This is a genomic window from Micromonospora sp. DH14, assembly GCF_029809455.1.
Classification (GTDB): Bacteria; Actinomycetota; Actinomycetes; order Mycobacteriales; family Micromonosporaceae; genus Micromonospora; species Micromonospora parva.
In genome coordinates, this window is sequence record NZ_JARVKT010000015.1 from 131,411 (window position 1) to 157,425 (window position 26,015).

The following is a 26,015-nucleotide window of genomic DNA, read 5'->3' on the forward strand; positions in this document are numbered from 1 at the left end:
GTGGGGGAGGAAATCGGCACCGAGGATGGGACTGTCGGACGGCCGCGACGGTCGCCGAGCGCGGCGCGTACACCGTTGACCGTCGGGGCGCGCGGCCCGGAGCCCGGCGCGGCGGCCCGTGAATCCGGGCCGGGGGCGCGGGAGTCCGGGCCGGCGGGACGCGAGCCGGAGGCCGTGGCGGCCACCCCGCTGCGCGGCATCGACGCGGCCGGTGGCCTCGCCGCGCTGCGCGGCCTGCTGGACCGACCGCTGACCTCCTACTACCTGCTGCTGTCCTGCGCCGGCCTGCTGCTGCTGATCGGGCTGACCATGGTCTTCTCGGCGACCAGCGTCAAGGACTACGCCGAGGACGGCAACGCCTCGGCCTCGGTGACCAAGCAGGCCATCTTCGCGGTGATCGGCATCGGCGCCTTCTGGATCTGCCAGCGTCTGCCGGCCAGCACCTACCGGTCGCTGGGCCGGCCGCTGCTGTTCACCTCGATCGGGTTGTTGCTGCTGCTCAACCTGCTGCTCGCCTACGCCCGGCTGACCCGGCAGGAGTCAGGGCAGATCGGCCCGATCGAGGCACGGCTGAACTGGCTGTTCATCGGCGGGATCCAGCTGCAACCGTCCGAGCTGGCCAAGTTCGCGATGGTGCTCTGGGGCGCGCACCTGGTCGCCCGCAAGGGCGCCGCGCTGGGCTGGTGGCGCGAGCTGGCCACCCCGCTGTTCCCGATCGTGGGCCTGCTCTTCGTCCTGGTCGGTTACAACGACACGGGCACGATGCTCTGCCTGCTGGCCCTGGTCGTGGGCCTGCTCTGGGCCGCCGGGGTGCGGATGCGGGTGTTCGGCGCCCTGGCGGCGGCCGGTCTGGTCGGGATCGGCCTGCTCGTCGCGGTGGCCTCGCTGGGCGCCGGTTCCGGCGAGCGCGGCGCGGACAACTACCGGCTCGCGCGGCTGGACATGTTCTTCAACCCACCGGACCCGGAGACCTGCAAACTCAACGACTGTCTCCAGTTCTACCAGGGGCGGCTGGCCATCGAGCACGGCGGCTGGTTCGGTGTCGGGCTGGGCAAGGGCAGCCTGAAGTGGGACTGGCTGCCCGAGGCGCACAACGACTTCATCTTCGCGATCATCGCCGAGGAGCTGGGCGTGATCGGCTGCACCGTGGTGCTCAGCCTGTTCGCGGTCCTCGCGTACACCGGGTTCCGGATCGCCCGGCGGGTCGACGACCCGTTCCGCCGGCTCGCCGCCACGGCCGTGACCACCTGGCTGGTCAGCCAGGCCGTGATCAATATCGGTGGGGTGGTCGGGCTGCTGCCGATCACCGGCCTGCCGCTGCCGTTCATCTCCGACGGCGGAAGTGCCCTGGTGGTGACGTTGGCCGGCATCGGCATGCTGGCGTCCTTCGCCCGCGCCGAACCCGATGCGGCCAGAGCACTGCATGCCCGTCCGCCGGCCCGGTGGGTCCGACTACTCTGGGCCCCGTTGCCGCCGCTTCCCGGCCGGCGTCGCCGGCCGGCGTCGCCGCCCGCTGGCCGAGGGTCAGTGCCCCGGTCCCGCGAGCGGCGCCACGACGACCAGGCCGTGCCGCGCGGGGTCCGCCAGGACCGCAACCGCAGGGGTACGGCGAGCGAGAGGAGACGCTGATGGGTCCGCTGCGTTCGGTGGTGCTCGCGGGAGGTGGCACCGGGGGGCACGTCTACCCGCTGCTCGCCTTCGCCGACTGCCTGCGCCGACACGACCCGGGCGTCCGGATCACCTGCCTCGGCACACCCCGGGGCATGGAGAACGACCTGATCCCGCCGCAGGGTTACGACCTGCGGCAGATCCCGGCGTACCAGCTGCCCCGGTCGGTCAACATGAACCTGGTCCGCACCCCGGGCCGGATGTGGACGGCGGCCCGCGCGGCGGGCAAGGTGATCGACGAGGTGCGCGCCGAGGTGGTCGTCGGCTTCGGCGGGTACGTCTCGGTGCCCGCCTACCTGGCCGCGTGGCGTCGTGAGCTGCCCATGGTGATCCACGAGGTGAACGTGCCACCGGGCGTGGCCAACCGGCTGGGCATGAAGTTCACCAAGAACGTGGCCGTCGGCTTCCCGAACCAGCCGAGCCAGGCCGAGTCGTTGCGGGACGCCACGGTGGTCGGGGTGCCGCTGCGCCGCGCCATCACCAGTCTGGACCGGTACGCGCTGCGCAACGCCGCCCGCGCCCACTTCGGGCTCCGCCCGGACCTGCCGGTGCTCTTCGTCTCCGGCGGCTCGTCCGGCGCCCGCTCGATCAACCTGGCGGTCTCCGGCGCGGCCAAGGAGCTGGCTCGCAACGGCGTGCAGGTGCTGCACGTGATGGGTGCCCGCAACGAGCCGGTGCCGATCCCCACCGACCTGCCGGTGCCGTACGTGACGCTGCCGTACCTGTCGGAGATGGAGCTGGGTTACGCCGCCGCCGACCTGATGCTGGCCCGGGGCGGGGCGATGACCGTCGCCGAGGTGGCCGCGATCGGGTTGCCCACGATCTACGTGCCGTACCCGCACAGCAACCAGGAGCAGCGACGCAACGCGCTGCCGGTGGTGGAGGCCGGCGGCGGGCTGCTGGTCGACGACGCGGAGCTCACCCCGGACTGGCTGGAGCGCACCGTCATCCCGCTCATCCGTGACCCCCAGCGGCTGTACACGATGGGGGCCGCCGCCGGGGCGTACGGCCGGCGCGACGGCGACGAGGCCCTGCGTTCCTTCGTGCTGGCGGCGGTGGCCCGATGACCGCGCAGTTCACCCCGGCCGGCACGCTCACCGCCGAGGACCTGGGCGCCGTCCACCTGATCGGGGTGGGTGGGGTGGGCATGCTCGGCGTGGCCCGGCTGCTGCTCACCCGGGGCATCCGGGTCTCCGGCAGCGACCTGCGGGAGTGGCCGTCGCTGGCGGGCCTGCGGGCGCTCGGCGGCACCATCCACCTCAGTCACGAGGCCAGCAACCTCGACGGGGTCGACACCGTCGTCTACTCGTCGGCGATTCCGCAGGACCACCTGGAGTTGGTCGAGGCGCGTCGGCGCGGCCTGCGGGTGCTGCACCGCTCGGAGGCGCTCGCCGCGGCGATGACCGGCCGTCGCGCGGTGGCCGTCGCCGGCACGCACGGCAAGACCACCACCACGTCGATGGTGACGATGGTGCTCCAGCAGGCCGGGGTGGACCCGTCCTTCGTGATCGGCGGGGAGATCTCCGAGGTCGGCTCGGGCGCGCACCACGGCACCGGTGAGCACTTCGTGGTCGAGGCGGACGAGAGCGACCGCTCGTTCCTCATCTACCGCCCGTACGTCTCGATCATCACGAACATCGAGGCGGACCACCTGAACACCTACGGTGACTACGCGACGCTGGAGGCGGCGTTCGTGGAGTTCGCCCGCCTCACCGACCCGGACGGGTTCATCATCACCTGCGCCGACGATCCGGGCGGTCGACGGCTGGCCGAGAGCCTGCGGTCCGAGGGGCGGCGGGTGTTCACCTACGGCGAGGCGGACGACGCCGACCTGCGGTTGACCGAGATGGTCTCCTCGGCCCGCGGGGTGCGCTACCTGGCCGCCGTCGACGGTCGGTCGCTGGGCGAGTTCCGGCTGCCGGTGCCGGGACGGCACATGGGGCTGAACAGCGCCGCCGCGGTGCTCACCGCGTACCTGCTGGAGTTGCCGCTGGAGGCGGCGGAGGCCGCGCTGGCGGTCTTCCCCGGCGTGCGTCGGCGCTTCGAGCGCAAGGGTGCCGCGGACGGCGTGCTGGTCTACGACGAGTACGCGTACCACCCGACGTCGATGACGTTGGCGATGCAGACGCTGCGCGAGGTCGCCGGGGACGGCCGGCTGATCGTGGTCTTCCAGCCGTACCGGCTGTACCGCACCCGCGACAACCAGGCGGAGATCGCCGCGGCGTTGGCCATCGCCGACGAGGTGGTGCTGTTGGAGGTCTTCGGGCCGGGTGAGCTGCGTCAGCCCGGCGAGGGCTCGGCGGCGCTGATCGCGGCGGTGGAGCTGCCCGCCGACCGCAAGGTCTTCGTGGAGTCGTGGGAGCAGGCCCCGGTCGAGGTGGCCCGTCGGGCCCGCTCGGGGGACGTGGTGGTCACCATGGGTGCCCCGCCGATCTCGCTGATGGGCGACGAGTTGCTGGCCGCCCTGGGTGAGCGTACGGCCGGCTCGGCATCCACCGCGACCGTCGACCCGGTGGCCACCTCCCCGGCGATCGGTGATCCGGTGCCGGGTGGGGCCACGTCCGGTGGCGACGGTGCGGCTCTCGGTGGCACCGCCGTGCCCGGCGGCTCGGCGCCGACGGCCGGATGAGTCCCGGCCCGGCCCGGGGGCGGACCAGCGCCGCCGACGGCGGCGCCCCGCGCCGAGGTCCGGCCCGGCGGTGGCAGCTGGTCCGGGCGGGCCGCGACGCGGTGCCGCCGTCGACCCGCCGGTTCATGGCGCGTGCCCGGCAGCGTCGCATGCGTGCGGCGCTGCCGTGGGCGGTGGCCGCCGGGGTGCTCGCCCTGGCCGGGCTGGTCGCCTGGACGGTGCTCGGCACCGGGCTGTTCGGCGTGCGTGAGGTGCGGGTGGAGGGTGCCAAGCTGGCCACTCCGGTGCAGGTGCACGACGCGGTCGGCGTTCCGGACGGGGTGCCGTTGGCCCGGGTGGACCTGGCCGCCGCGGCCCGACGGGTCGGCGCGCTGCCGGTGGTGGAGCGGGCCACTGTGTCCCGGGACTGGCCCGACGCGCTGGTGGTGCGGGTGACCGAGCGGACCGCGGTGGCGGTGGTGCCGCAGGGGGAGGCGTTCGCCATGATCGACGGGAGCGGGGTGGCGTTCCGGACGGTGGAGCGACGCCCGGCCGGCCTGCCGCAGGTGACGGTGGCCCGGCCGGCCGCCGACGACCCGGGCACCCGGGCCGGGCTGGAGGTGCTCGTCGCGCTGACGCCGCAGCTGCGCGCGGAGCTGGTGGACGTGAACGTGGAGGGGCTGGCCCGGATCAGCCTGCGGTTGCGGGGGGACCGGACGGTGATCTGGGGGGACGCGACGCGGGGCACTGACAAGGCCCGGGTGGCCACTGCGCTGCTCGACGAGGACACCGACCGGATCGACGTGAGTGCGCCGGATGTGGTGACCTTCCGTTGACCGGTGAGCGTGCGGGGACGTGACCCGTCGCGCTCCGCGCGGCGACACGCCGCCCGGGTCCTTGGCTCATCGGGCGGTGGCGCTTACGTTGCCCCGAAGAGGATCAGTGGTTGACATAACTGTAAGCCTCTAGTAGAGGGTTAGGGTTCACCCCTGATCCTCGCTGGTGACAGCTGTTGTCGGCCGCTGGGCTGGCCACGCCGTACCCGGTCGGCCGAAGCCAATCTCGAAGGAAAGGACCGGAGATGACACCTCCGCACAACTACCTGGCGGTCATCAAGGTCGTCGGCATCGGGGGTGGCGGCGTCAACGCCGTCAACCGGATGATCGAGGTTGGGCTCAAGGGCGTCGAGTTCATCGCGATCAACACCGACGCGCAGGCGCTGCTGATGAGCGACGCCGACGTCAAGCTCGACGTCGGGCGCGAGTTGACCCGTGGCCTGGGGGCCGGGGCCAACCCGGACGTCGGCAAGAACGCCGCCGAGGACCACCGCGACGAGATCGAGGAAGTGCTCAAGGGCGCCGACATGGTCTTCGTGACCTGCGGCGAGGGCGGCGGCACCGGCACCGGCGGCGCGCCGGTGGTGGCCAACATCGCCCGCAAGCTCGGCGCGCTGACCATCGGCGTGGTGACCCGGCCGTTCTCCTTCGAGGGCAAGCGCCGCCAGGTGCAGGCCGAGTCGGGAATAGACGAACTCCGCAACCAGTGCGACACGCTGATCGTCATCCCGAACGACCGGCTGCTCGCCCTGGGCGACCGCAACATCAGCATGATGGACGCGTTCCGCACGGCCGACCAGGTGCTGCTCTCGGGTGTGCAGGGCATCACCGACCTGATCACCACCCCGGGTCTGATCAACCTGGACTTCGCCGACGTCAAGAGCGTGATGAGCGGCGCCGGCAGCGCGTTGATGGGCATCGGCAGCGCCCGTGGCGAGAACCGCGCGGTCGAGGCGGCCGAGGCGGCCATCTCCAGCCCGCTGCTGGAGCAGAGCATGGACGGCGCACGGGGCGTGCTGCTCTCCATCGCCGGTGGGTCCGACCTGGGTCTGTTCGAGATCAACGATGCCGCCCAGCTGGTCACCGACGCGGCCCACCCGGACGCCAACATCATCTTCGGCGCGGTCATCGACGACGCGCTCGGTGACGAGGTGCGGGTGACGGTCATCGCGGCGGGCTTCGACGGCGGCACGCCCGCGTACAAGGCGGCCGAGCCGACCCGCAAGAGCAACACCAACCAGCCGGCACCGCAGAGCACCCCGGTGCCGGCGCCGGCCACCAACCCGGCTCCGGCCCAGTCGCCGCGTCGCGTGCTCTTCGACGACGTGGACGTTCCCGACTTCCTCAAGAACGGGTCCTGAGCACCGCCGATGACCGACAGCTCAGCCACGGTACGACCGGATCGGCGCGCCGAACTCGCGGCCGGTCTGGCACAGGTTCGGTCCCGGATCGATGACGCCTGCGCGCAGGCCGGCCGGGACCGCGCCGAGGTCACGATGATCGCGGTGACGAAGACCTACCCGGCCAGCGACGTGGTGGCGCTGGCCGGGCTCGGGGTGACCGACATGGGGGAGAACCGCGACCAGGAGGCGGCCGGCAAGGCCGCCGAGGTGGCTGCCGCCGGGGTGCGTCCCCGCTGGCACTTCATCGGCCAGTTGCAGCGCAACAAGGCCCGCTCGGTGGTCCGTTACGCCGACGTGGTGCACTCCGTCGACAGTGTCCGGCTGGCCCGGGCGTTGGCCACCGCGACCGCCGAACGGCAGGCGCCGCTCGACGCGCTGGTTCAGGTGAGCATCGACGGCGACGCGGCCCGGGGCGGGGCGCTGCCCGGCTCGGCGGATCCGGGCGCCGGGTTGGAGCCGGTGGCCGAGGCGGTGGCCGAGGCGCCCGGGCTGCGTCTGGTCGGTCTCATGGCGGTCGCCCCGCTGGGGTGGGAGCCGGAGCGGGCGTTCGCCCGGCTCGCCGAGGTCGCCGACGCCTTTCGGGTCGTCCATCCGGGAGCGACCGCGTTGTCCGCCGGAATGAGCGGAGATTTCGACATCGCGATCCGTTACGGCGCGACACATGTCCGCGTCGGTAGCGCGTTGCTCGGAATGCGTCCCACGCTGCGGTAGCCTGACCGCGAGACAAGCAAATTACATCAGTGTTGTTTCAGGGGCGGGCGTCTCCAGTCGGGGGTCGTGGCGCGCGACGCGAATCGCGCGCCGGGGGATTGCCGTTCCGGTCCGATGGGCATGGTTGTCCACTCGCGACGGGCGACATGGCACGGGGGCGCGTGCCGCACGGCGGACGGAAGGGCGCGGGATGGGTGCACTGCGCAAGGCGGGGGTCTGGCTCGGTCTGGTCGAAGAAGACGACGAGCGGGCCTACGACGACGGTGGCTACGACAAGGGTGGCTACCGCGACTCGCGTTACCGGCAGAGCCGGTACGCCGAGGAGTTCGCCGACGACGACGAGGACGACGCCGAGGAGCCGCCGGCTCCGCGGCCGCGCGACAGCGGGCGGGGTCGACTCTCCGAGCGGACGAGCGGGCGGTTGAGCGAGTCCGAGCGCGGTGACGGTGAGCGTCCGGAGCGGATCGAGCGGTCCAGCGTACGGTCGATCACCCGGTCGTCGGCGGGCGAGACCTCCGGCGCGCTGACCTACCACACCCGGGACAACCTGGCTCTCGCGCCGCAGGTCACGGCGCGCGAGCGGGCCCTGCCCGAGGAGGAGCAGCGGTACCAGATCACCACGCTGCACCCCACCACCTACCGCGAGGCGCGCACCATCGGCGAGCACTTCCGCGACGGCGTCCCGGTGATCATCAATCTCACCGAGATGGATGAGGCCGATGCCCGCCGTCTGGTGGACTTCGCCGCCGGGCTGGCGTTCGGCCTGCGCGGTACGATCGAGCGCGTGACCAATCGGGTGTTCCTGCTCTCACCGGCTAACGTCCAGGTCACGGCTGAGGACAAAGCCAAGATCGCTGAGGGCGGCTTTTTCAGTCTGAGTTGACCCCGCCCGACCCGAGGGACGTCGCTGACCGTGTTGTCGATCTTACTGCAAGTGCTGTACCTGATCCTTTATGTCTTCCTGCTCCTTCTTCTGTCCCGGTTCGTGTTGAGCGCCGTCCTGCAGTACGGCCGACGCTGGCAACCGGGGCGTGGAGCATCGGCAGGATTGGAATCCGTGTGGAGCGTCACTGATCCCCCTCTCAACGCGTTGAGGCGTGTGATCCCTCCGCTGCGAATTGGTACCGTGAGCATCGACCTGGCCTCCCTTGTGCTCCTGGTTATCCTGTTCGTGCTGATGGAGTTCGTGTTAGGGCCGTCGATCAGGGCATCTGCCTGATGACCGACGCGCTTTCGCGGCCGCAACTGACCCGAGGAGTTTCGATGCCGCTGACCCCGGCCGACGTCCACAACGTCGCCTTCAAAAAGCCGCCGATCGGCAAACGGGGGTATGACGAGGAGGAGGTCGACGCCTTCCTGGATGAGGTCGAGCGCGAGCTCGCCCGTCTCATCGAGGAGAACAACGAGCTGCGCGCCCAGGTGGAGCGCGGCGGCCGTGGCGGTGCCCCCGCCGGCCCCGGCGGCGACGCCCGACTGGCGGCGGAGCTCAACGATGTCAAGGCCCAGCTGGACCGGGTGCAGCGCGACAAGTCGGCGGCCGAGCAGGCTGCCCGCGCGATGCAGGCCGAGCTGGAGCAGGTCCGCGCGGCCGGCGGCCCGGCCGGCGGCGTCACCGGTGACGGTGAGCAGCAGGCCCTGCGCGTGCTGATGATGGCCCAGCGCACCGCCGACGACCACGTGTCCGACGCGCGCCGCGAGGCCGACCAGCTGCTGTCCGAGGCTCGCAGCAAGGCCGAGGAGGTGACCCGGGAGGCGCGCGCGAAGGCTGACGCCCTTGAGCGGGACGCCCGCCAGCGGCACCAGGAGGCCATGGGCGGCCTGGACGCCAAGCGCACGGCCCTGCAGAAGCACATCGAGGAGCTCAAGCAGTTCGAGCGCGAGTACCGCACCCGGCTCAAGGCGTACCTGGAGAGCCAGCTGCGTGACCTCGACGGTCGTGGCCAGGGCCTCGAGGCCGAGATGACCCGCTCCGAAGCCGGCCGGGTCGCCGGCGGCAACGGGCTGGCCGCAGCGGGCCTCGCTGGTTCGTACGGCGGCGGCGGGCGCTCCGGCGCCCTCGAAGCCGGACGCTGAGCACCGGCCGGCGATCGCTGTCCGCCAATGGTGACGGTCGCCGGCCCGGCCTGGACGGTTCGACGCGGCGGGGGTGAGCCGTGATAGTCGCAAGTCTGCTGCTCATCCTCGTCGCGGTGGTGCTACTGGTGCTCGGCCTGGCCGGTGGCTCCAGCTTCTTGTTGGTCATCTCCATCGCGGCCAGTCTGCTGGCCGCCGTGGCGTTGGTGGTGGGCGCCCGCCAGGCAGCCGCCAACCGCGCCATGGCGGATCCCGGCCGGACCGACCGGCGGCACCCCGACGCACCCCGCACGGCCAGCCAGGCCACGCCGGATGTCGCGTACGGGCCGCCGCTGGTCGAGCCGGAGGTGCCGGTCCAGCACACGCCCACGACGTTTGGCACCGGCGGCACCGGGTGGCGGCAACCACCCGCGCCGCCGGTCGACCACGTCCCACCGATCGACGACGCGTCGCCGTACGACTCGCGCGTCGACGAGGCGTCGCCGGTCGGGGCCGACGAGGTGCCCTCGCGGGCCCGGCCCGTCAGCCCGGCGCCGCCGACGGTGGCCCCGACCGACGACGGGTTCGACGGCGCGGTCACGGCGGTCGACGAGCCGGCCGCCCAGCAGATCACGACCGCCGAGGCGGCCCGGGTGGCCCGACTGCTCGACGCCGTCGAGGTCGTCGACGGCCGCCCCCGCTACCACCTCGACACCTGCCCCCACCTGGTTGGCTGGCAGCCCGAGACGTTGCCGGTCGCCGAGGCCGTGGAGCTCGGCTTCACGCCGTGCGCGCACTGCGCGCCGGCGACCGCTCTCCTCGCCGACGTCCGGCCGATCTGAAGCGGCGCCCGGTGCCCGCGCAGGACACGCTCACCGTGGCGGTGCGGGTGAAGCCCGGCGCCTCCCGGGACCGGGTGGGTGGTCGCTTCGACGGCCCGCACGGGCCCGCCCTCGTGATCGCGGTCCACGACCCGGCCGTCGACGGTCGGGCCACCGAGGCGGCCCGGCGGGCGTTGGCCGGCGCGCTGGGCGTCCGGCGGGCCGCGGTGTCACTGCGGTCCGGCGCGGCCAGCCGGGACAAACTCTTCATCGTCGATCGGCCCGGCCCGGAGCTGCCCGAGGTGCTGCGCCGCCTGCGCGACGGATCCGCCGGGTGAGGCCAGCCCGGGCAAGGCAGCCGTGACGCCCGGGTTGGATATCGCGCTGCTGCTCGGCGCGGCGGTGCTGCTGGTAGCGGTCGGCGCGGTGCGACTCTCCACCCGCCTCGGCGTGCCCAGCCTTTTGGTCTACCTGGCGCTGGGTGTGGCGATCGGGGAGGGCGGGCTGGGCATCCGTTTCGACGACGTCGAGCTGACCCGGACCCTCGGCTTCTGCGCGCTGATCGTGATCATCGCGGAGGGCGGCCTCACCGCCCGGTGGACCACGCTGCGCCCGGTGCTCGGGCTGGCCTCCGCGCTCTCCACTGTGGGCGTGATCGTCAGCATCGTGGTGGTCGGCGTCGCCGTGCACCTGCTGCTGGGGCTGGACTGGCGGTTGGCGCTGCTCTACGGCGCGGTGCTGTCGTCCACCGACGCGGCTGCCGTCTTCGCCACCCTGCGCCGGCTGCGGTTGCCGCCCCGGCTGGTGGCGACGCTGGAGGCCGAGTCGGGGATGAACGACGCCCCGGTGGTGCTGCTGGTGGTGTTGCTGTCCCACCAGGGCTTCTCGCACCCGTGGTGGTACGAGGTCGCGCTGGTCTGCTACGAGCTGGGCGTCGGCGCGGCGGTGGGGGTGGGCGCGGGTGTCGCCGGCACCTGGGCGCTGCGCCGGGCGGCCCTGCCCTCGGCCGGGCTCTACCCGATCGCCGCGGTGGGCATCACGGTGCTGGCGTACGCCGCCGGGGCGGTTCTGCACGCCTCGGGCTTCCTCGCCGTCTACGTGGCCGGGGTGCTGCTGGGCAATGCCCGCCTGTCGCACCGGCAGGCGATCCTCGGCTTCGCCGACGGGCTGGCGTGGCTCGCCCAGATCGGGTTGTTCGTGCTGCTCGGGTTGCTGGCCTCGCCGGGCCGGCTGGACTCGGCGGTGCTGCCCGCGGTGGTCGCCGGGCTGGCGCTGGTGCTGCTGGCCCGACCGCTGTCGGTGGCCGTCTCGGCGTTGCCGTTCGGGGTCGGGCTTCGAGAACAGGCGTTCCTGTCCTGGGCCGGGCTCCGCGGGGCGGTGCCGATCGTGCTGGCCACCATTCCGCTCTCCGAGCGGGTGCCCGGCGCTGAGCGGCTCTTCGACGTGGTCTTCGTCCTGGTGGTGATCTTCACGCTGGTGCAGACCGGGACGCTGGGGTCGTTCGCCCGCTGGTTGCGGGTGACCGCGCCGGCCGAGGCCGCCGAGATCCATGTGGAGACCGCGCCGCTGGAGCGGATGCGGGCGGACCTGCTCCAGGTGGAGGTGCCGCCGGGCTCGCGACTGGCGGGTGTGCACGTCGACGAGTTGCGGCTCCCGTTGGGCGCGTCGGTGACCCTGGTGTTGCGCGACGGGGTGGGTTTCGTGCCCGCCCCCGACACCCGGTTGAAGACCGGCGACAGTCTGCTGATCGTGGCGACCGCCGGGGTGCGGGACGCTGCGGAACGGCGTTTGCGGGCGGTCAGTCGGCGGGGTCACCTGGCCCGATGGTTTGGTGAGTACGGGGATGAGGTGGCCAATTGATCTGCTAGCGTTCCCTTTGCCCCAGTTTGGCAGGGCTAGGGGCTGTTAGACGATGCGACGGTGCGGCACGTTGTCGGACGCCTGTACGTTCCGTATTCTTGCCAACCTCCGGAGTGCGCGGCCATCGTCGCCGCGCGCCCCTTTTCGTACATAGGGGACGCCATGGTCGGCGCCCCCTGACCCAGGCGCCGCGGACCGCGCGGTTCCCCGGCCGAGGGAGCGACCCATGGCGAAGCCAGCCGACACCAGGACCGCCGGGCGCAAGCCGGTGGCCAAGGCCACCCGCAGCACGGCCGAGACCGAGAAGATCCGGGCGGCGCTGGCGGCGCGGCGGGACGAGCTTCGCGCCGAGTACGATCAGACGCTGAGTGAGATCACCGAGCTGCAGCGCGATCGGCTGACCGACTCGGCCGGGGACGACCAGGCCGACACGGGCACCAAGACGCTCGAGCGGGAGCAGGAGATCTCTCTCGCCAACAGCATTCTGGAACGGATCACGCAGGTGGAGCGCGCTCTGGAGCGTCTCGACGAGGGTGGTTACGGCTGGTGCGAGCGGTGCGGCAACCCGATCCCGGTCGAGCGCCTCGCCGCCTTCCCGTCGGCCACCCTGTGTGTGACGTGCAAGCAGCTGGAGGAGCGGCGCTGAGGTCCGCTCCCCGGCGGCGATGAGACGGTGAGCGATCACCGCCAAGACTGTCGATGGGGAGCGCATGACCGCAGCACCGTCCGCCGAACCCGGCCGCACCGACCCGGGCGGCGGCAAACGCCGGCCCCGGGCCGTCGCGATTCTGGCCGGAGTCGCCCTGGTGGCCCTGCTGGCCGACCTGGTCACCAAGCACCTCGCGCTGGCCGCGCTGACCGACCGGGAACCGGTCCGGCTGCTCGGCGGGTTCGTCTACCTGAGCCTGACCCGCAACAGCGGCGCGGCCTGGAGCATCGGTGCCGACCACACCTGGGTCTTCCCGCTGATCACCATCGGTGTGGTCGGCTGGATCGTGTGGATGGCGCTGCGCCTGCGTTCGCTGCCCTGGGCGGTCTCCCTCGGCCTGGTGCTGGGTGGCGCGTTGGGCAACCTCGTCGACCGGATCTTCCGGGCGCCGTCCCCCTTCCACGGGCACGTGGTCGACATGATCAGCCTCTTCGACCCGTACGGTCAGGTCTGGCCGGTGTTCAACCTGGCCGACAGCTCGCTGGTCTGCGGTGTGCTGCTGGCCGTGCTGTTGGAGTTGACCGGCCGGCAGCGTGACGGCCGGCGGGCGGGGCGCGACGACGACCCGGCCACCACGGACGCCGCGTCCGGCGCCGAGCAGCGGGAGCGGGCATGACCTCCGCGTTCGCCGCTGGCGGCGACCACCGTTCCCTTCCGGTCCCGGACGGCCTCGACGGCATGCGCCTGGACCAGGCCGTGTCCCGCCTGTTCGGGCTCTCCCGCACCGCCGCCGCGGCCCTGGTCGACGCCGGAGACGCGCTGGTCGACGGCGCCGCCCGGCCCAACTCGCACAAGGTCAAGGCCGGCTCCTGGCTGGACGTCACGCTGCCCGCGCCGGTCGCACCGCCGACAGTGGTGCCGCAGGCGGTGCCCGGCCTGCGCGTGGTCTACGCCGACGACGACATCGTCGTGGTCGACAAGCCGGTGGGGGTGGCCGCGCATCCCAGCCCCGGCTGGACCGGGCCGACGGTGATCGGCGCGCTCGCCGCGATCGGGCACCGCATCTCCACCAGCGGCGCCGCCGAGCGGCAGGGCGTGGTGCACCGGCTCGACGTGGGCACCACCGGGATCATGGTGGTGGCCAAGAGCGAGCAGGCGTACACGGCCTTGAAGCGGGCCTTCAAGTACCGCGAGGTCGACAAGGGCTACCACGCGGTGGTGCAGGGTCACCTGGACCCGCTGCGGGGCACCGTCGACGCGCCGATCGACAGGCACCCCACCCACGACTACCGGTGGGCGGTGGTCTCCGGCGGCAAGCCGAGCATCACCCACTACGACACCCTGGAGGCGTTCCCGGCGGCGAGCCTGGTCGACGTCCGGCTGGAGACCGGCCGGACGCACCAGATCCGGGTGCACTTCTCCACCCTGCGGCACCCCTGTGTGGGTGACCTCACCTACGGTGCCGATCCCACCCTCTCGGCCCGTCTCGGCCTGGCCCGACAGTGGCTGCACGCCCGCGAACTGAGCTTTTTGCACCCCCGAACGGGGGACGAGGTCCGGTTCGTCAGCGACTACCCTGACGACCTGGACCGTGCGCTCCAGATCCTGCGTGACTGAGCGGCGACCGCCCGACACCGATCCACAGAGGGGATCCCGCCCGTGCGCGCCGGCAACCTGCTGCGGCAGTTGGACCAGCGGCTGCTGCCGCCGCTGACCCGGGCCGTGGCCCGGCTGGGCGACCGGTCGGCGCGGTTCGGCGTGCTCAGCTGGGCCGCCGTGCTCTCCGCGGCGGCGGTGCTGGGCGCCGCCGTCTGGGCCGTCGACGACACCCCGGTCGGCGACCGGACGGTCGGCGAGGTGACCCGGGTCGGCGTCGTCGACGGCGACTCGGTCCCCGCCTACCTGCGCTCGGCCGCGGCCGACCTGGCGGCGCTGCCGGCGTCCGCCCCGGCCGCCGAGGGCACGACGTACGCGCTGGTCACGCTCGACGCGTACCTGCCTCCGCAGCGGTTGGCGACGGTGCTCGGCGACGTCGGGGTGTCGACCGTCTTCGGGCGGGTTCCGCTGCCCGGCCGACAGACCGAGATCGTCAAGATCCCCGCGATGCGGGTGCCCGACGACGTGGTCGCCGGAATGCGACAGGTGGCGGCCCGTAAGGAGACCGAGGCCGCCGACTACCGGGCCAGGGCCGCCGCTGTCGACGGCGACGGGGAGGGCGAGCGGGAGCTGCGGGAGCAGTACACCAGCGGCGCGGAGGTGGCCGCCGCCGAGGCGGCCGGTTACCGGGCCGGCTGCGCCTGCGTCTACGCGGCGGTGGTCCGCGCGACGCCGGTGGCGTTGCGCGGCGTCGCGACCCGGCCGGAGGTACGGGCTGTCGACCCCGCCCCCGAGGTGTACCGGTTGGACCGCACGGTCTTCACGCCGCCGCTGCCCGAGCAGCGCGACGTGGTGCGCCCACCGGCCGACACCGGGCCGAGCCCCACGCCGACCCGGTCCGAGCCGCCCGCGCCACTGATCAGCGCACCGGCGCCCTCGCCCTCCGTGGGCGAATCGTCGGAACCCGCACCAGCCGTGACGACTCCGTTACCCGAACCGTCGGAGCCGGAGCCCACCGAGTCGACGCCGCCGAGCGTCACCACCTCGCCGGACGCCGCCGTCGCCGAGCCGCCGTCGCCGTCGCCGTCGTCGTGATCTGCGCCGGCTGGTGTGCGCTCTGAGGTGTGGTCCGAATAGGGTTGGGTTCGTAGCCTGTCAGACAGAGATCGATGGCGCTGGGAGGGCGGGCCGTGGAGGGCAGTGAGACCGGCTGGGGCCGGCCGGCCGAACCAGCGCCGCGGTGGCGTGCGTTGTTGGACCGAGCCCGGCTGGGCGGTCGCGGCGCCGAGCAGACCGAGCCCGAGCGGCGCGGCGAGGAGCCGCCACCGGACCCGCTGCCCCGGCGTGCGGCCCCGAACGGCTACGCCGGGCGGGCACCGGCCATCGGGCATCCCGCCGACCTGTCGTACGGCGCGGAGCCCGGTTACCGGGCCGAGGCGAGCTACCGGGTCGACCCCGCCTACCGGGCCGAGCCCGGGTACCGCGCGGAACCGGACTACCGCGCCGAGCCGGACTATCGGGCGGAGCCCGCGTACCGGGCCGAGCCAAGTTACCGGGCCGAGCCGGACTACCGTGCGGAGCCGGCGTACCGGACCGAGCAGCCGGACTACCGGGCCGAACCCGGTTACCGGGCCGAGCCGGGCTACCGCGCCGATCCCGGCTACCGCGCCGAGCCGGACTACCGCGTCACGCCGGAGTACCGGGCTGAGCCGGGTTACCGGGCCGAGCCGACGTACCGGGCCGAGCCCGAGCCGCCGGCCCGCGGACCCGAGCCGGTCCCGTCGCGCTACGCCCTGCTGGACAACGGCTACCGGTCGGGTCAACCGCCGGTCGAGTCGCGGTACGCCCTGCTGGAGACCGGCTACCAGCCGGAGACCGGCTACCCGGCGGCCGCGCCACCGCCGGTCGCTCCGCCGCCAGTCGTCGCCCCGCCACCGCCGGTCGCCCCGCCGCCGGTCGTCCCGCCGCCGGTCGTCCCGCCCGTCACCCCGCCACCCGCCCCGGCGATCGGCTCTGCTGTCGCCGACCGTGCCTACCCGGCCCGGATCGAGTGGCGGTCGCAGACCGTCGACCAGGAGCAGGAACGCGCCAACGGGGTGCTCAAGCGGGACCTGGGCACGCCCCGGGTGTTCGCCTTCGCCAACCCCAAGGGCGGCGTGCACAAGACGACCGCCACCGTGCTCGCCGCCGCGACGGTCGGCAGCGTCCGCGGCCAGGGCGTGCTGGCCTGGGACGACAACGAACTGCGCGGCACCCTCGGCCTGCGCGCCGGCAGCGCCCGGCACGCCCGGACGATCCGGCACCTGATCAGCGACCTGGCCCAGATCGAGATCCTGGAGGGCGCGACCCTGCTGGACCGGCTGGACGACTACCTGCGGCACGCCTCCGACGGCTCGTACGACGTACTGGCCGGCGAGGAGAGCCCGCGCTTCGCCCAGCGACTGGACCAGTTCACCGTCCGGCGGGTGTTGGAGTTGCTGCGGCGTACCCACGACGTGGTCTGCGTGGACACCGGCAACAACGTGGAGAGCCCCAACTGGCGTACGGTCATGCAGGCCGCCGACCAACTGGTGGTGACCACGGTGCCCCGGGAGGACGCCGCGTTCAGCGCGGACTGGATGCTCGACCTGCTGCACGAGGAGGGCATGGGTGAGTTGGCGGACAACGCGATCACCCTCATCTCCTGCCCCACCCCGGGTCGCTCGACGCTCCAGGACGACCTGGAGCGGCACTTCGCCACCCGCACCCGTGGCGTGGCCGTCGTGCCGTACGACCCGGCTCTGGAGACCGGGTCGTCGATCGAGTACCACCAACTCCAGCCGGAGACCCGGCAGGCGTGGCTGCGGGCCGCGGCGATGATGGTGGAGCCGTTCGCCCGGTGAGCTGGTCTGCCGCCACCGGAGCCCCGGCCCCGCACCGGGCCTGAGAGGATCATCGGGTGAGCCCGGACAACCCCGACAGTGAGCGGCCCGTCGACGAGCCCGTCCGACCCGCGCCACCCCGTACGCCGGAGGCGGATCCGCCGCAGGCCGACCCGTCGCCCGGGGCGGCGGCGGATGGGTTCGACCCGGGTCAACCGCCCGCCTCGGCGGCGTACCAGAGCTCCTTGGAACTTCGGTTCGACGAACCGCGTCGTCCGCTGCGGGCCCTGGCGACGGTGGTGGGCGCCGTGCTCGCGCTGGCCGCACTGGGTGTCCCGCTCGGGTTGCTCTGGGCCGCGCTCGCGCCGGACACCCCGGTGCTGAAGACCGCCGAGGGGGCGATCTACGCCGAGCCGCAACCGGAGCAGCCGATCGCCGCCGACGGCTGGTTCAGCCTGCTCGGGCTCGCCTTCGGGCTGCTCGTGGCGCTCGCCGTGTGGGTCGTGCTGCGTCGGCGGCGGGGCCCGGTCGGGTTGGTCGCCGCGGTGCTCGGCACTCTGGTCGCCGCGCCGGTGGCCTGGCAGGTGGGACGGCGGATCGGCCTGGCCACCTTCGACCGGTTGCTGGCGACCGCCCCGGCCGGCCAGGCCTTCAACAAGCCCGCCGACCTGCGCGCCGGCGGGGTGGACTGGCTGCTCGGGGTGCTGCCGGTGCCGCACGGCAACCTGCTGCTGCCGGCGTTCGGGGCCGCGGTCATGTACACCCTGCTGGCCGGCTGGTCACGGTGGCCGGGGCTGCGCCCGGAGCCCGAGCCGGGGGAGTTCAGTTGGGTGTCGGCGGGGACGCCAGCTCCGCCAGCGGCACCGGAACCGCCCGCACCTGACGCAGCAGAGCCGCCTCGCGGTTGAGCAGCCGCAGCTCGGCGCGGAGCCGGGAGGCGGTGTCGTCGATCGCCAGCAGCCGTTGCCGGTCGTCGACGGTGAGCGCCGCTGTCGCCGCCACCAGGTGCGAGAGCACCGTCGGGTCCTCCGGCAGCTGCTCGGAGATCTCCTCCGGGTCGGAGCGGATCAGGCCGAGGTACTGCCGGAACACCGAGATCACCCGGGCGGCCAGCAGGTCGGCCAACTCGTCCGGGCCGCCCGGGTCGGGCAGCCACTCCACGTCGGCGGTGAGGTAGGGCTCGGTGCTGTCGTCGACCTCGGCGATCCGGAACCGGCGGCGGCCCACAGTGACGATGTCGAAACCACCGTCGGCCAGCTCGGTCACCTGCCGCAGCTCGGCGGTGCAGCCCACCTCGTGCAGGGTGACCTCGCCGACGCCCGGCGTCGCCCGGGCGCCGGGACCGGCCGGCGCGACCTCCCAGCCGGCCTGGATGGCCACCACGCCGAACTCACGCGGGGCGCCCTCGGGCAGGCCGACCAGGTGTCGGACCAGCGCCCGGTAGCGCTCCTCGAAGATGTGCAGCGGCAGCACCAACCCGGGAAAGAGCACCGTTGCGAGCGGGAACACCGGCAGCCGTGCGGTCACAGGGTCGAGCCTAACCAATCTCGCCCACCGGGGCGTGGCCCGGCTCACCGTCCCGGCGGACGGGCGGCTCGGGTGGACCTCGGATCGGCCGCCTAGACTCGCAAGGGTGCTGAATCGGATCGACCTGCGCGACGGTCTCGGAGACCCGCGCCGTCTGCTGCCCCGCGCCCAGCTCGACGTGTCCGTCGCCGTCGAGCGCATCCGGCCCCTGGTGGAGGCCGTCCGTGAGCATGGGTACCCAGCGATCCGGGAGGCCAGTGTTCGGTTCGACGGCATCTCCCCGGAGGTGCTGCGGGTGCCGGTCGAGGCGATCGCCGAGGCGGAGGGGGTGCTCGACCCGGCGGTGCGGGCCGCGCTGCTGGAGTCCATCGCCCGGGCCCGTCGGGTGCACGCCGACCAGCGGCGCACCGACCACACCACCCAGGTGGTGCCCGGCGGTACGGTCACCGAGCGGTGGCTGCCGGTCGACCGGGTCGGCCTCTACGTGCCCGGCGGCCTGGCGATGTACCCGTCGACGGTGGTGATGAACGTGGTGCCCGCCCAGGCGGCCGGGGTTCGCTCGCTGGTGGTGGTCAGCCCGCCGCAGAAGGACAACGGCGGCCTGCCCGACCCCCGGGTGCTCGCCGCGTGCGCGCTGCTCGGCGTCGACGAGGTGTACGCCGTGGGCGGGGCCCAGGCGGTGGCGATGCTGGCGTACGGCGCGGCGGTGGACCCGGCGGGTGAGCTGCGCTGCGACCCCGTCGACCTGATCACCGGGCCCGGCAACATCTGGGTGACGGCCGCCAAGCGGCTGCTGCGCGGCGTGGTCGGCATCGACGCCGAGGCCGGTCCGACCGAGATCGCCATCCTGGCCGACGACACGGCCGACCCGACGCACGTGGCCGCCGACCTGATCAGTCAGGCCGAGCACGACCCGCTCGCCGCGAGCGTGCTGGTCACCCCGTCGGTGGCGTTGGTCGAGGCGGTCGAGGCGGAGCTGGCCCGGCAGGTGCCGGCGACCAAGCACACCGAGCGGGTCACCACGGCGCTGACCGGTGAGCAGAGCGGCGTGGTCCTGGTCGACGACCTGGAGGCGGGGCTGCGGGTGGTCGACGCGTACGCGGCCGAGCACCTCGAGATCCAGACGGTCGACGCCCGGGAGTGGGCGCTGCGGGTCCGCAACGCCGGGGCGATCTTCGTGGGCGCCTGGTCGCCGGTGTCGCTCGGCGACTACTGCGCCGGCTCCAACCACGTGCTGCCCACCGGCGGTTGTGCCCGGCACTCCTCCGGCCTGTCCGTGCAGTCCTTCCTGCGCGGCGTGCACCTGATCGAATACACCGAGGCCGCGCTGCGCGACGTGGCCCCGCACGTGGTCACCCTGGCCAACGTGGAGGACCTGCCCGCGCACGGCCAGGCGGTCCAGGCCCGTTTCCCGGGAGGGTCGGCGTGAGCGGCCTGGACGACCTGCCGATCCGTGCCGACCTGCGGGGGCTGTCGCCGTACGGGGCGCCGCAACTGGACGTGCCGGTGCGGCTCAACACCAACGAGAACTCCCACCCGGTGCCGGAGCCGGTGGTCGAGGCGATCGGCAAGGCCGTCGCGGCCGAGCTGCGCGAGCTGAACCGCTACCCGGACCGGGACGCGGTGGCGCTCCGCGCCGACCTGGCCGAATATCTCGGGCACGGGCTCACCGTCGAGCAGGTGTGGGCGGCCAACGGCTCCAACGAGATCCAGCAGCAGTTGTTGCAGGCGTTCGGTGGTCCGGGGCGCAGCGCGCTCGGTTTCGTTCCGGCGTACTCGATGCACCCGCTGCTGGCCCTCGGCACCAGCACCCGCTGGGTGCCCGCCGAGCGCGGCGTCGATTTCGGGTTGACCGCCGAGGAGGCGGTCGCCCAGGTCCGCGAGCACCAGCCGGACGTGGTCTTCCTCTGCTCGCCGAACAACCCCACCGGCACGGCACTGGACCCGGCGGTGATCGCCGCGGTGCTCGACGTCGCGCCCGGCATGGTGGTCGTCGACGAGGCGTACGCCGAGTTCTCCCGACCCGGGACGGTCAGCGCCCTCGCGGTGCTGCCCGGGCACCCGCGGCTGGTGGTCACCCGGACGATGAGCAAGGCGTTCGGCTTCGCCGGCGGCCGGCTGGGTTACCTGGCCGCCGACCCGGCGGTGGTGCAGGCGGTGCAGCTCGTCCGTTTGCCGTACCATCTCTCCGCGCTCACCCAGGCCGCCGCCCGCGCGGCGGTGGCCCACCGCGATGCCCTTCTCGGTACGGTGAGCGCGATCATGGCGCAGCGGGACCGGATCGTGGCGACGCTGCGCGAGCGGGGGTTGCGGGTCGCCGACAGTGACGCCAACTTCGTGCTCTTCGAGGTGGGCGGCGACCAGACCGTCGTCTGGAACGCCCTGCTGGCGGAGGGGGTGCTGGTCCGTGACGTCGGCCTTCCCGGCTGGCTGCGGGTGACCGCCGGCACCGCCGCCGAGACCGACGCCTTCCTTTCTGCGATGGAGACTGTTCAATGAGCCGGACCGCCCGGGTGGAGCGGATCACCAAGGAGACCAAGGTCCTCGTCGAGATCGACCTCGACGGCGCCGGTGCCGCCGAGATCAGCACCGGCGTCGGTTTCTACGACCACATGCTGCACCAGATCGCCCGGCACGGCGGTTTCGACCTGACCGTGCGCACCGTGGGTGACCTGGAGATCGACGCGCACCACACGATCGAGGACACCGCGCTCGCCCTGGGTGCCGCGTTCGACCAGGCGCTGGGCGACAAGGCCGGCATCCGGCGCTACGGCTCGGCGACGGTGCCGATGGACGAGGTGCTGGTCCGGGCCGCTGTGGACCTTTCCGGTCGGCCGTACGTGGTGCACGACGAGCCGGTGCTCGCCCCGTACATCGGCCCGGTGTACGCGACCAGCATGACCCGGCACATCTGGGAGTCCTTCGGCCAGGCGGCCCGGGTCACGTTGCACGTGGACGTGCTGCGGGCGGCCCGGCCGGGCGGTCACCCGGACGCGCACCACGTGGTGGAGGCGCAGTTCAAGGCGGTCTCCAGGGCCCTGCGTGAGGCGACCTCGATCGACCCGCGTTCCGCGGGTGCGATTCCGAGCACGAAGGGTGCCCTCTAATGGGTGCGGCGTTGCCGACGTTGTTGTTGATCCTGGCCGGGGTGCTGGTGGGTGGCACCTGGTCGCTCTACCGGCAGGGCGCGCCGAAGGTCGCCGTGTTCGTCACCGCGGCGCTCGCGGTGCTCGCCACGGTCGCCGGGGTGCTGCGGCTGCTGCCGGAGAACGGGTGATCGGGGTGACGGCATGAGTGACGTGGTGGTGCTGGACTACGGCTCGGGCAACCTGCGCTCGGCGGAGCGGGCGCTGGCCGCCGCCGGAGCGGATGTCCGGGTGACCGACGACCTCGACGCCGCGGCTGCCGCCGATGGTCTGGTGGTGCCGGGTGTGGGCGCGTTCGCGGCGTGCATGGCGGCGATCGAGGCGTTGGGCGCGGGTCCGGTGATCGCCGAGCGGGTGGCCGCCGGCCGGCCGGTGCTGGGCATCTGCGTGGGCATGCAGGTCCTCTTCGAGCACGGTGACGAGCACGGCGTGGTGACCAAGGGGCTGGGGTTGCTGCCCGGCGGGGTGACCCGGCTGGCTGCCGCCCGGTTGCCGCACATGGGCTGGAACACGGTCCGGGCTCCCCGGGAGTCGGTGCTGTTCGCCGGGTTGCCGCAGCAGAGCCGCTTCTACTTCGTCCACTCGTACGCGATGGGCGACCCGGCGGCGCTGGCCGCCGCGGGGGCCACGGTGACCACCGCCCACCACGACACGGATTTCGTCGCGGCGGTGGAGCGTGGCTCGTTGTCGGCGGCCCAGTTCCACCCGGAGAAGTCCGCCGATACCGGTGCCGCGTTGCTGCGCAACTGGCTCGCCACGTTGCCCGACGGTGGGTGAGCGTCGTCGCGCGGCGCCCGGTCGGCGGGTGTCGCGGTGAGCCGGGAGCGGGCCCGCCGGCGGGCGCAGCGGGAGGCGGAGCAGGCCCGGGAGCGGGCGGTCCGGCAGCGCCAGGTCGCTCGCCGGCAGCGCCGTCGGGCGGTGGTCCGCCGGTTGACGCCGCGGCTGCGGCGGGGGCGTTCCGGGCGGCTGGCCCGGCACAGTCGGGGCGAGCGGGCCGCGATCGTGCTGCTCACCGGCGCGGCGTTGATCCTGATCTGGACGTTCGTTGACAACCTGGCGTTGCGTATCGCGCTGATCGTGCTCTTGCTGCTCGTACTGCCGGCGATCGTCGTGATCGCCCTGGACCGTCGTACCTGATCGAGGAGAAGACGTTGAGCCTCACCCTGTTACCCGCCGTGGATGTCGCTGACGGCCGGGCCGTCCGGCTCGTGCAGGGCGCCCTCGGAAGCGAGAGCGTCTACGGTGACCCGTTGGAGTCCGCGCTGGCCTGGCAGCGGGACGGCGCGGAGTGGATCCACCTGGTCGACCTGGACGCGGCGTTCGGCCGGGGCACCAACGCGCACCTGCTGGCGGAGGTGGTGCGCCAGTTGGACGTGAAGGTGGAGCTTTCCGGGGGCATCCGGGACGACGAGTCGCTGCGCGCGGCGCTGGGCACCGGGGCGGCCCGGGTGAACATCGGGACCGCCGCGTTGGAGGATCCGGTCTGGTGTGACCGGGTGGTGGCGGAGTACGGCGACCGGGTGGCCATCGGGTTGGACGTGCGGGGTCACACCCTGTCGGCGCGGGGTTGGACCCGCGATGGCGGTGACCTGTACGAGGTGCTGGAGCGGTTGGACAAGGCGGGCGCGAGCCGGTACGTGGTCACCGACATCACCAAGGACGGCACCATGCGCGGGCCGAACCTGGATCTGCTGCGCGAGGTGTGTGCCCGTACCGACCGGCCGGTGATCGCCTCCGGTGGGGTGTCCACCCTGGACGACCTGCGGGCGTTGGCGACCCTGGAGTCGGTCGGGGTGGAGGGTGTCATCGCCGGTAAGGCGCTCTACGCGGGTGCCTTCACGGTGGCCGAGGCGCTGCGGACGTTGGCACAGGCGTGACGACGACCCGGCTGGGGTCGGGTGGCCCCTGGGAGCAGCGTTACGGCTACTCCCGGGTGGTCCGTGCCGGTGAGCGGGCCTGGACGGCCGGGTGCACGGCGACGGTGGACGGCCGGGTGGTGCACGTGGGTGATCCGGCCGCGCAGACCGCGCAGGCGCTGCGGATCGGGCTGGCCGCGCTCGCCGAGGTGGGCGCGGAGCCGGGCGACGTGGTGCGCACGAGGATGTACGTGACGGACCGGTCGCACGCCGACGAGGTGGGTCGGGCCCACAACGCGGTCTTCGGTGCGGTCCGGCCGGCGGCGACCCTGGTGGTGGTGGCCGGTCTGCTGGACCCGGAGCATCTGGTCGAGGTGGAGTTGGAGGCGTACCTCGGCGATCGCTGAGGTAGGCGTCCGGTCGGTCTGCCGGCCGGCTCACGGACAGATAAGTTGTGCACAACTTAATTGTGGGCTACTTTTCAACGGTGACCGATGACCTGGTGCTGCGCCGGCAGGTGTGCTTCGCGCTCTACGCCGCGTCGCGCGCACTGACCGACGTCTACCGGCCGATCCTCGACGAGGTCGGGTTGACCTACCCGCAGTACCTGGTGCTGCTGGTGCTCTGGGAGCGTCCCGACGACGCCCCCACGGTGTCCGAGCTGGGCGCCGAGCTGCGGCTGGACTCCGGCACGCTCTCCCCGTTGCTCAAGCGGCTGGAGGGGGCGGGCCTGGTGGTGCGGCGGCGGTCGGCCCGCGACGAGCGGCGTGTCGAGGTGGGCCTCACCGAGCAGGGCCGGGCGCTGCGCGAACAGCTCTGCGACGTCCCGCTGCGAATCGCCCAGGCCACCGGGCTGGGCCTCGGCGAGCTGGTGGCGCTGCGCGACACCCTCACCCGGGTCACCGACACCATCCACCGACAGAAGGAGTAGTGAGCACCATGCAGGTTCTCTACACCGCGTCCGCTACCGCCACCGGCGACGGCCGGGACGGCCACGTCGAGACCTCCGACGGCACTGTCGCGCTCGACCTGGCCGTGCCGAAGGAGATGGGCGGGGCCGGCGGTGCGGCCAACCCCGAGCAGCTCTTCGCCGCCGGCTACGCGGCCTGCTTCCACAGCGCGCTGCGGGTGGTGGCCCGCCGGGCCAAGGCCGACGTGACCGGTTCCGTGGTCGCCGCCGAGGTGGGCATCGGCCCGAACGGCAGCAGCGGCTTCGGGCTCACCGTGCAGCTCGTCGTCGACCTGCCCGCCGCGTCCCGTGAGGTCGCCGAGCAGCTCGTCGAGCAGGCCCACCAGGTCTGCCCGTACTCCAACGCCACCCGTGGCAACGTCGACGTCACGCTGACCGTCCGCGAGGCCCTGCCCGCGTGACATCGCGGCACCCGGCCCCCACCCGCGGACGAGAGGACAACCACCCAGTGACCGGCAACCGCGAGATCCACCTGGCCAGCCGCCCCCAGGGCTGGCCCACCGAAAACACCTTCCGGCTCGTCGAGACCGACGTCCCGACGCCCGGACCGGGCCAGATCGTGGTCCGCAACCAGTTCATGTCGGTCGACCCGTACATGCGCGGACGGATGAACGACGTCAAGTCGTACGTGCCGCCGTACGCGCTCGACGCTCCGCTCGACGGGGCCGCGATCGGCGAGGTGGTGGCCAGCGAGGCGGCGGACATCGCCGTCGGGGCCACCGTCCAGCACGGGCTCGGCTGGCGGGAGTACGCGCTGCTCGACGCGACCGCCGCCCGTCAGGTCGACCCGGGCGTCGCCCCGGTCAGCGCGTACCTGAGCGTGCTCGGCATGACCGGGCTGACCGCGTACGCCGGGCTGCTGGAGGTGGCCGCGATGAAGCCCGGCGAGACGGTCTTCGTCTCCGCCGCGGCCGGCGCGGTCGGCAGCCTGGTCGGCCAGATCGCCAAGCTCAAGGGCGCCGGCCGGGTGATCGGCAGCGCCGGCTCGCCGGCCAAGGTCGAGCGGCTGCGGGCGCTGGGCTTCGACGCCGCCTTCGACTACCACGACGGGGTCCGTGAGGCGCTGCGCGCCGCCGCCCCGGACGGCGTCGACGTCTACTTCGACAACGTCGGCGGCGACCACCTGGAGGCGGCGATCTCGGCCATGAACCTGCACGGTCGGGCCGCCATCTGCGGCATGATCGCGCAGTACAACGCCACCGAACCGCCGGCCGCCCCGCGCAACCTGGCGCTCGTCATCGGCAAGCGGCTCACCCTGCGCGGCTTCCTGGTCAACGATCACCACGACGTCCGGCCGGCGTTCGTGCGCGACGTCGCGGGCTGGCTGCGCGACGGCACGCTGTCCTACGACGAGACGATCGTGGACGGCATCGAGAACGCCCCGGCGGCGTTCCTCGGCCTGCTGCGCGGCGACAACCTCGGCAAGATGCTCGTCAAGGTGTGACGCACAA

General features: G+C 73.1%; 30 protein-coding genes. 29 read left to right on the forward strand and 1 reads right to left on the reverse strand.

Features of this window, described 5'->3' with window-relative positions; all coding sequences use genetic code 11:
- Positions 1–174 precede the first annotated feature (174 nt).
- From QCZ28_RS20625 to QCZ28_RS20710, 18 genes are all read left to right on the forward strand, one after another.
- The gene (locus QCZ28_RS20625) at positions 175–1,629 is read left to right on the forward strand and encodes a putative peptidoglycan glycosyltransferase FtsW (RefSeq protein WP_279518210.1); all 1,455 of its coding nucleotides are present in this window, start codon (positions 175–177) and stop codon (positions 1,627–1,629) included.
- Positions 1,629–2,735 carry an undecaprenyldiphospho-muramoylpentapeptide beta-N-acetylglucosaminyltransferase gene (gene murG / locus QCZ28_RS20630; protein WP_279518179.1) on the forward strand — a complete coding sequence of 369 codons (1,107 nt, stop codon included), beginning with the start codon at positions 1,629–1,631 and terminating at the stop codon, positions 2,733–2,735. The genes QCZ28_RS20625 and murG overlap by 1 nt, the downstream gene beginning before the upstream one ends.
- The gene (gene murC / locus QCZ28_RS20635) at positions 2,732–4,297 is read left to right on the forward strand and encodes a UDP-N-acetylmuramate--L-alanine ligase (protein ID WP_279518180.1); all 1,566 of its coding nucleotides are present in this window, start codon (positions 2,732–2,734) and stop codon (positions 4,295–4,297) included. Before murG ends, murC begins: the two co-directional genes overlap by 4 nt.
- Entirely contained in the window at positions 4,294–5,112 is an 819-nt protein-coding gene (locus tag QCZ28_RS20640; RefSeq protein ID WP_210866150.1) for an FtsQ-type POTRA domain-containing protein, read from the forward strand. The genes murC and QCZ28_RS20640 overlap by 4 nt, the downstream gene beginning before the upstream one ends.
- Before the next feature lie 245 nt (positions 5,113–5,357).
- Positions 5,358–6,473 carry a cell division protein FtsZ gene (ftsZ, locus tag QCZ28_RS20645; protein WP_030334509.1) on the forward strand — a complete coding sequence of 372 codons (1,116 nt, stop codon included), beginning with the start codon at positions 5,358–5,360 and terminating at the stop codon, positions 6,471–6,473.
- A gap of 9 nt (positions 6,474–6,482) precedes the next feature.
- Positions 6,483–7,226 (forward strand): YggS family pyridoxal phosphate-dependent enzyme, encoded by a 744-nt coding sequence (locus QCZ28_RS20650; RefSeq protein WP_279518181.1) that lies wholly within the window; start codon positions 6,483–6,485, stop codon positions 7,224–7,226.
- Positions 7,227–7,416: 190 nt separating this feature from the next.
- The gene (gene sepF, locus QCZ28_RS20655; protein ID WP_279518182.1) at positions 7,417–8,109 is read left to right on the forward strand and encodes a cell division protein SepF; all 693 of its coding nucleotides are present in this window, start codon (positions 7,417–7,419) and stop codon (positions 8,107–8,109) included.
- Between the two features lie 30 nt (positions 8,110–8,139).
- The gene (locus QCZ28_RS20660) at positions 8,140–8,445 is read left to right on the forward strand and encodes a YggT family protein (RefSeq protein ID WP_030334503.1); all 306 of its coding nucleotides are present in this window, start codon (positions 8,140–8,142) and stop codon (positions 8,443–8,445) included.
- 44 nt (positions 8,446–8,489) lie between these two features.
- Positions 8,490–9,299: a DivIVA domain-containing protein gene (locus QCZ28_RS20665; protein WP_279518183.1), complete on the forward strand. Its 810-nt coding sequence runs from the start codon at positions 8,490–8,492 to the stop codon at positions 9,297–9,299.
- Between the two features lie 80 nt (positions 9,300–9,379).
- Complete coding sequence (locus QCZ28_RS20670) at positions 9,380–10,120, forward strand: hypothetical protein (RefSeq protein WP_279518184.1); 741 nt, start codon at positions 9,380–9,382, stop codon at positions 10,118–10,120.
- An 11-nt stretch (positions 10,121–10,131) separates the two neighbouring features.
- Positions 10,132–10,437: a DUF167 domain-containing protein gene (locus QCZ28_RS20675; RefSeq protein WP_279518185.1), complete on the forward strand. Its 306-nt coding sequence runs from the start codon at positions 10,132–10,134 to the stop codon at positions 10,435–10,437.
- A gap of 22 nt (positions 10,438–10,459) precedes the next feature.
- Positions 10,460–11,959, forward strand: coding sequence for a potassium/proton antiporter (locus tag QCZ28_RS20680; RefSeq protein ID WP_279518186.1), 1,500 nt, complete (start codon positions 10,460–10,462; stop codon positions 11,957–11,959).
- Positions 11,960–12,185: 226 nt separating this feature from the next.
- Complete coding sequence (locus tag QCZ28_RS20685; RefSeq protein WP_030334492.1) at positions 12,186–12,605, forward strand: TraR/DksA C4-type zinc finger protein; 420 nt, start codon at positions 12,186–12,188, stop codon at positions 12,603–12,605.
- Positions 12,606–12,669: 64 nt separating this feature from the next.
- On the forward strand, positions 12,670–13,284 hold the full coding sequence (lspA, locus tag QCZ28_RS20690) for a signal peptidase II (protein WP_279518187.1): 615 nt from the start codon (positions 12,670–12,672) through the stop codon (positions 13,282–13,284).
- Positions 13,281–14,225 carry an RluA family pseudouridine synthase gene (locus QCZ28_RS20695; RefSeq protein ID WP_124854348.1) on the forward strand — a complete coding sequence of 315 codons (945 nt, stop codon included), beginning with the start codon at positions 13,281–13,283 and terminating at the stop codon, positions 14,223–14,225. Before lspA ends, QCZ28_RS20695 begins: the two co-directional genes overlap by 4 nt.
- A gap of 42 nt (positions 14,226–14,267) precedes the next feature.
- Positions 14,268–15,299 (forward strand): hypothetical protein, encoded by a 1,032-nt coding sequence (locus QCZ28_RS20700; protein ID WP_279518188.1) that lies wholly within the window; start codon positions 14,268–14,270, stop codon positions 15,297–15,299.
- 74 nt (positions 15,300–15,373) lie between these two features.
- On the forward strand, positions 15,374–17,086 hold the full coding sequence (locus QCZ28_RS20705; RefSeq protein ID WP_279518189.1) for an AAA family ATPase: 1,713 nt from the start codon (positions 15,374–15,376) through the stop codon (positions 17,084–17,086).
- Positions 17,087–17,142: 56 nt separating this feature from the next.
- Positions 17,143–17,973, forward strand: coding sequence for a DUF2567 domain-containing protein (locus tag QCZ28_RS20710; RefSeq protein ID WP_347815120.1), 831 nt, complete (start codon positions 17,143–17,145; stop codon positions 17,971–17,973).
- Here QCZ28_RS20710 and QCZ28_RS20715 read toward each other — a convergent pair.
- Positions 17,888–18,592, reverse strand: coding sequence for an LON peptidase substrate-binding domain-containing protein (locus QCZ28_RS20715; protein ID WP_279518190.1), 705 nt, complete (start codon positions 18,590–18,592; stop codon positions 17,888–17,890). The genes QCZ28_RS20710 and QCZ28_RS20715 overlap by 86 nt on opposite strands.
- A 106-nt stretch (positions 18,593–18,698) precedes the next feature.
- Between QCZ28_RS20715 and hisD the strand changes: the two genes are divergently transcribed.
- The 11 genes from hisD (at position 18,699) to QCZ28_RS20770 (ending at position 26,008) form a co-directional block, all read left to right on the forward strand.
- The gene (gene hisD / locus QCZ28_RS20720; protein ID WP_279518191.1) at positions 18,699–20,021 is read left to right on the forward strand and encodes a histidinol dehydrogenase; all 1,323 of its coding nucleotides are present in this window, start codon (positions 18,699–18,701) and stop codon (positions 20,019–20,021) included.
- The gene (locus QCZ28_RS20725) at positions 20,018–21,091 is read left to right on the forward strand and encodes a histidinol-phosphate transaminase (RefSeq protein WP_279518192.1); all 1,074 of its coding nucleotides are present in this window, start codon (positions 20,018–20,020) and stop codon (positions 21,089–21,091) included. The genes hisD and QCZ28_RS20725 overlap by 4 nt, the downstream gene beginning before the upstream one ends.
- Positions 21,088–21,699 carry an imidazoleglycerol-phosphate dehydratase HisB gene (hisB, locus tag QCZ28_RS20730; protein WP_279518193.1) on the forward strand — a complete coding sequence of 204 codons (612 nt, stop codon included), beginning with the start codon at positions 21,088–21,090 and terminating at the stop codon, positions 21,697–21,699. Before QCZ28_RS20725 ends, hisB begins: the two co-directional genes overlap by 4 nt.
- Positions 21,699–21,869, forward strand: coding sequence for a hypothetical protein (locus tag QCZ28_RS20735; protein ID WP_167337319.1), 171 nt, complete (start codon positions 21,699–21,701; stop codon positions 21,867–21,869). Before hisB ends, QCZ28_RS20735 begins: the two co-directional genes overlap by 1 nt.
- Before the next feature lie 13 nt (positions 21,870–21,882).
- Complete coding sequence (hisH, locus tag QCZ28_RS20740) at positions 21,883–22,515, forward strand: imidazole glycerol phosphate synthase subunit HisH (protein WP_279518194.1); 633 nt, start codon at positions 21,883–21,885, stop codon at positions 22,513–22,515.
- A 36-nt stretch (positions 22,516–22,551) separates the two neighbouring features.
- Positions 22,552–22,875, forward strand: coding sequence for a hypothetical protein (locus QCZ28_RS20745; RefSeq protein WP_030334472.1), 324 nt, complete (start codon positions 22,552–22,554; stop codon positions 22,873–22,875).
- A 14-nt stretch (positions 22,876–22,889) separates the two neighbouring features.
- Positions 22,890–23,615 carry a bifunctional 1-(5-phosphoribosyl)-5-((5-phosphoribosylamino)methylideneamino)imidazole-4-carboxamide isomerase/phosphoribosylanthranilate isomerase PriA gene (gene priA, locus QCZ28_RS20750; RefSeq protein WP_030334470.1) on the forward strand — a complete coding sequence of 242 codons (726 nt, stop codon included), beginning with the start codon at positions 22,890–22,892 and terminating at the stop codon, positions 23,613–23,615.
- Entirely contained in the window at positions 23,612–24,001 is a 390-nt protein-coding gene (locus QCZ28_RS20755; protein WP_030334468.1) for a RidA family protein, read from the forward strand. Before priA ends, QCZ28_RS20755 begins: the two co-directional genes overlap by 4 nt.
- A gap of 80 nt (positions 24,002–24,081) precedes the next feature.
- The gene (locus tag QCZ28_RS20760; protein WP_279518195.1) at positions 24,082–24,525 is read left to right on the forward strand and encodes a MarR family transcriptional regulator; all 444 of its coding nucleotides are present in this window, start codon (positions 24,082–24,084) and stop codon (positions 24,523–24,525) included.
- An 8-nt stretch (positions 24,526–24,533) separates the two neighbouring features.
- Positions 24,534–24,965 (forward strand): organic hydroperoxide resistance protein, encoded by a 432-nt coding sequence (locus tag QCZ28_RS20765; RefSeq protein WP_279518211.1) that lies wholly within the window; start codon positions 24,534–24,536, stop codon positions 24,963–24,965.
- A gap of 47 nt (positions 24,966–25,012) precedes the next feature.
- A complete protein-coding gene (locus QCZ28_RS20770; RefSeq protein ID WP_279518196.1) occupies positions 25,013–26,008 on the forward strand; it encodes an NADP-dependent oxidoreductase in 996 nt (331 codons plus the stop codon).
- Positions 26,009–26,015 lie beyond the last annotated feature (7 nt).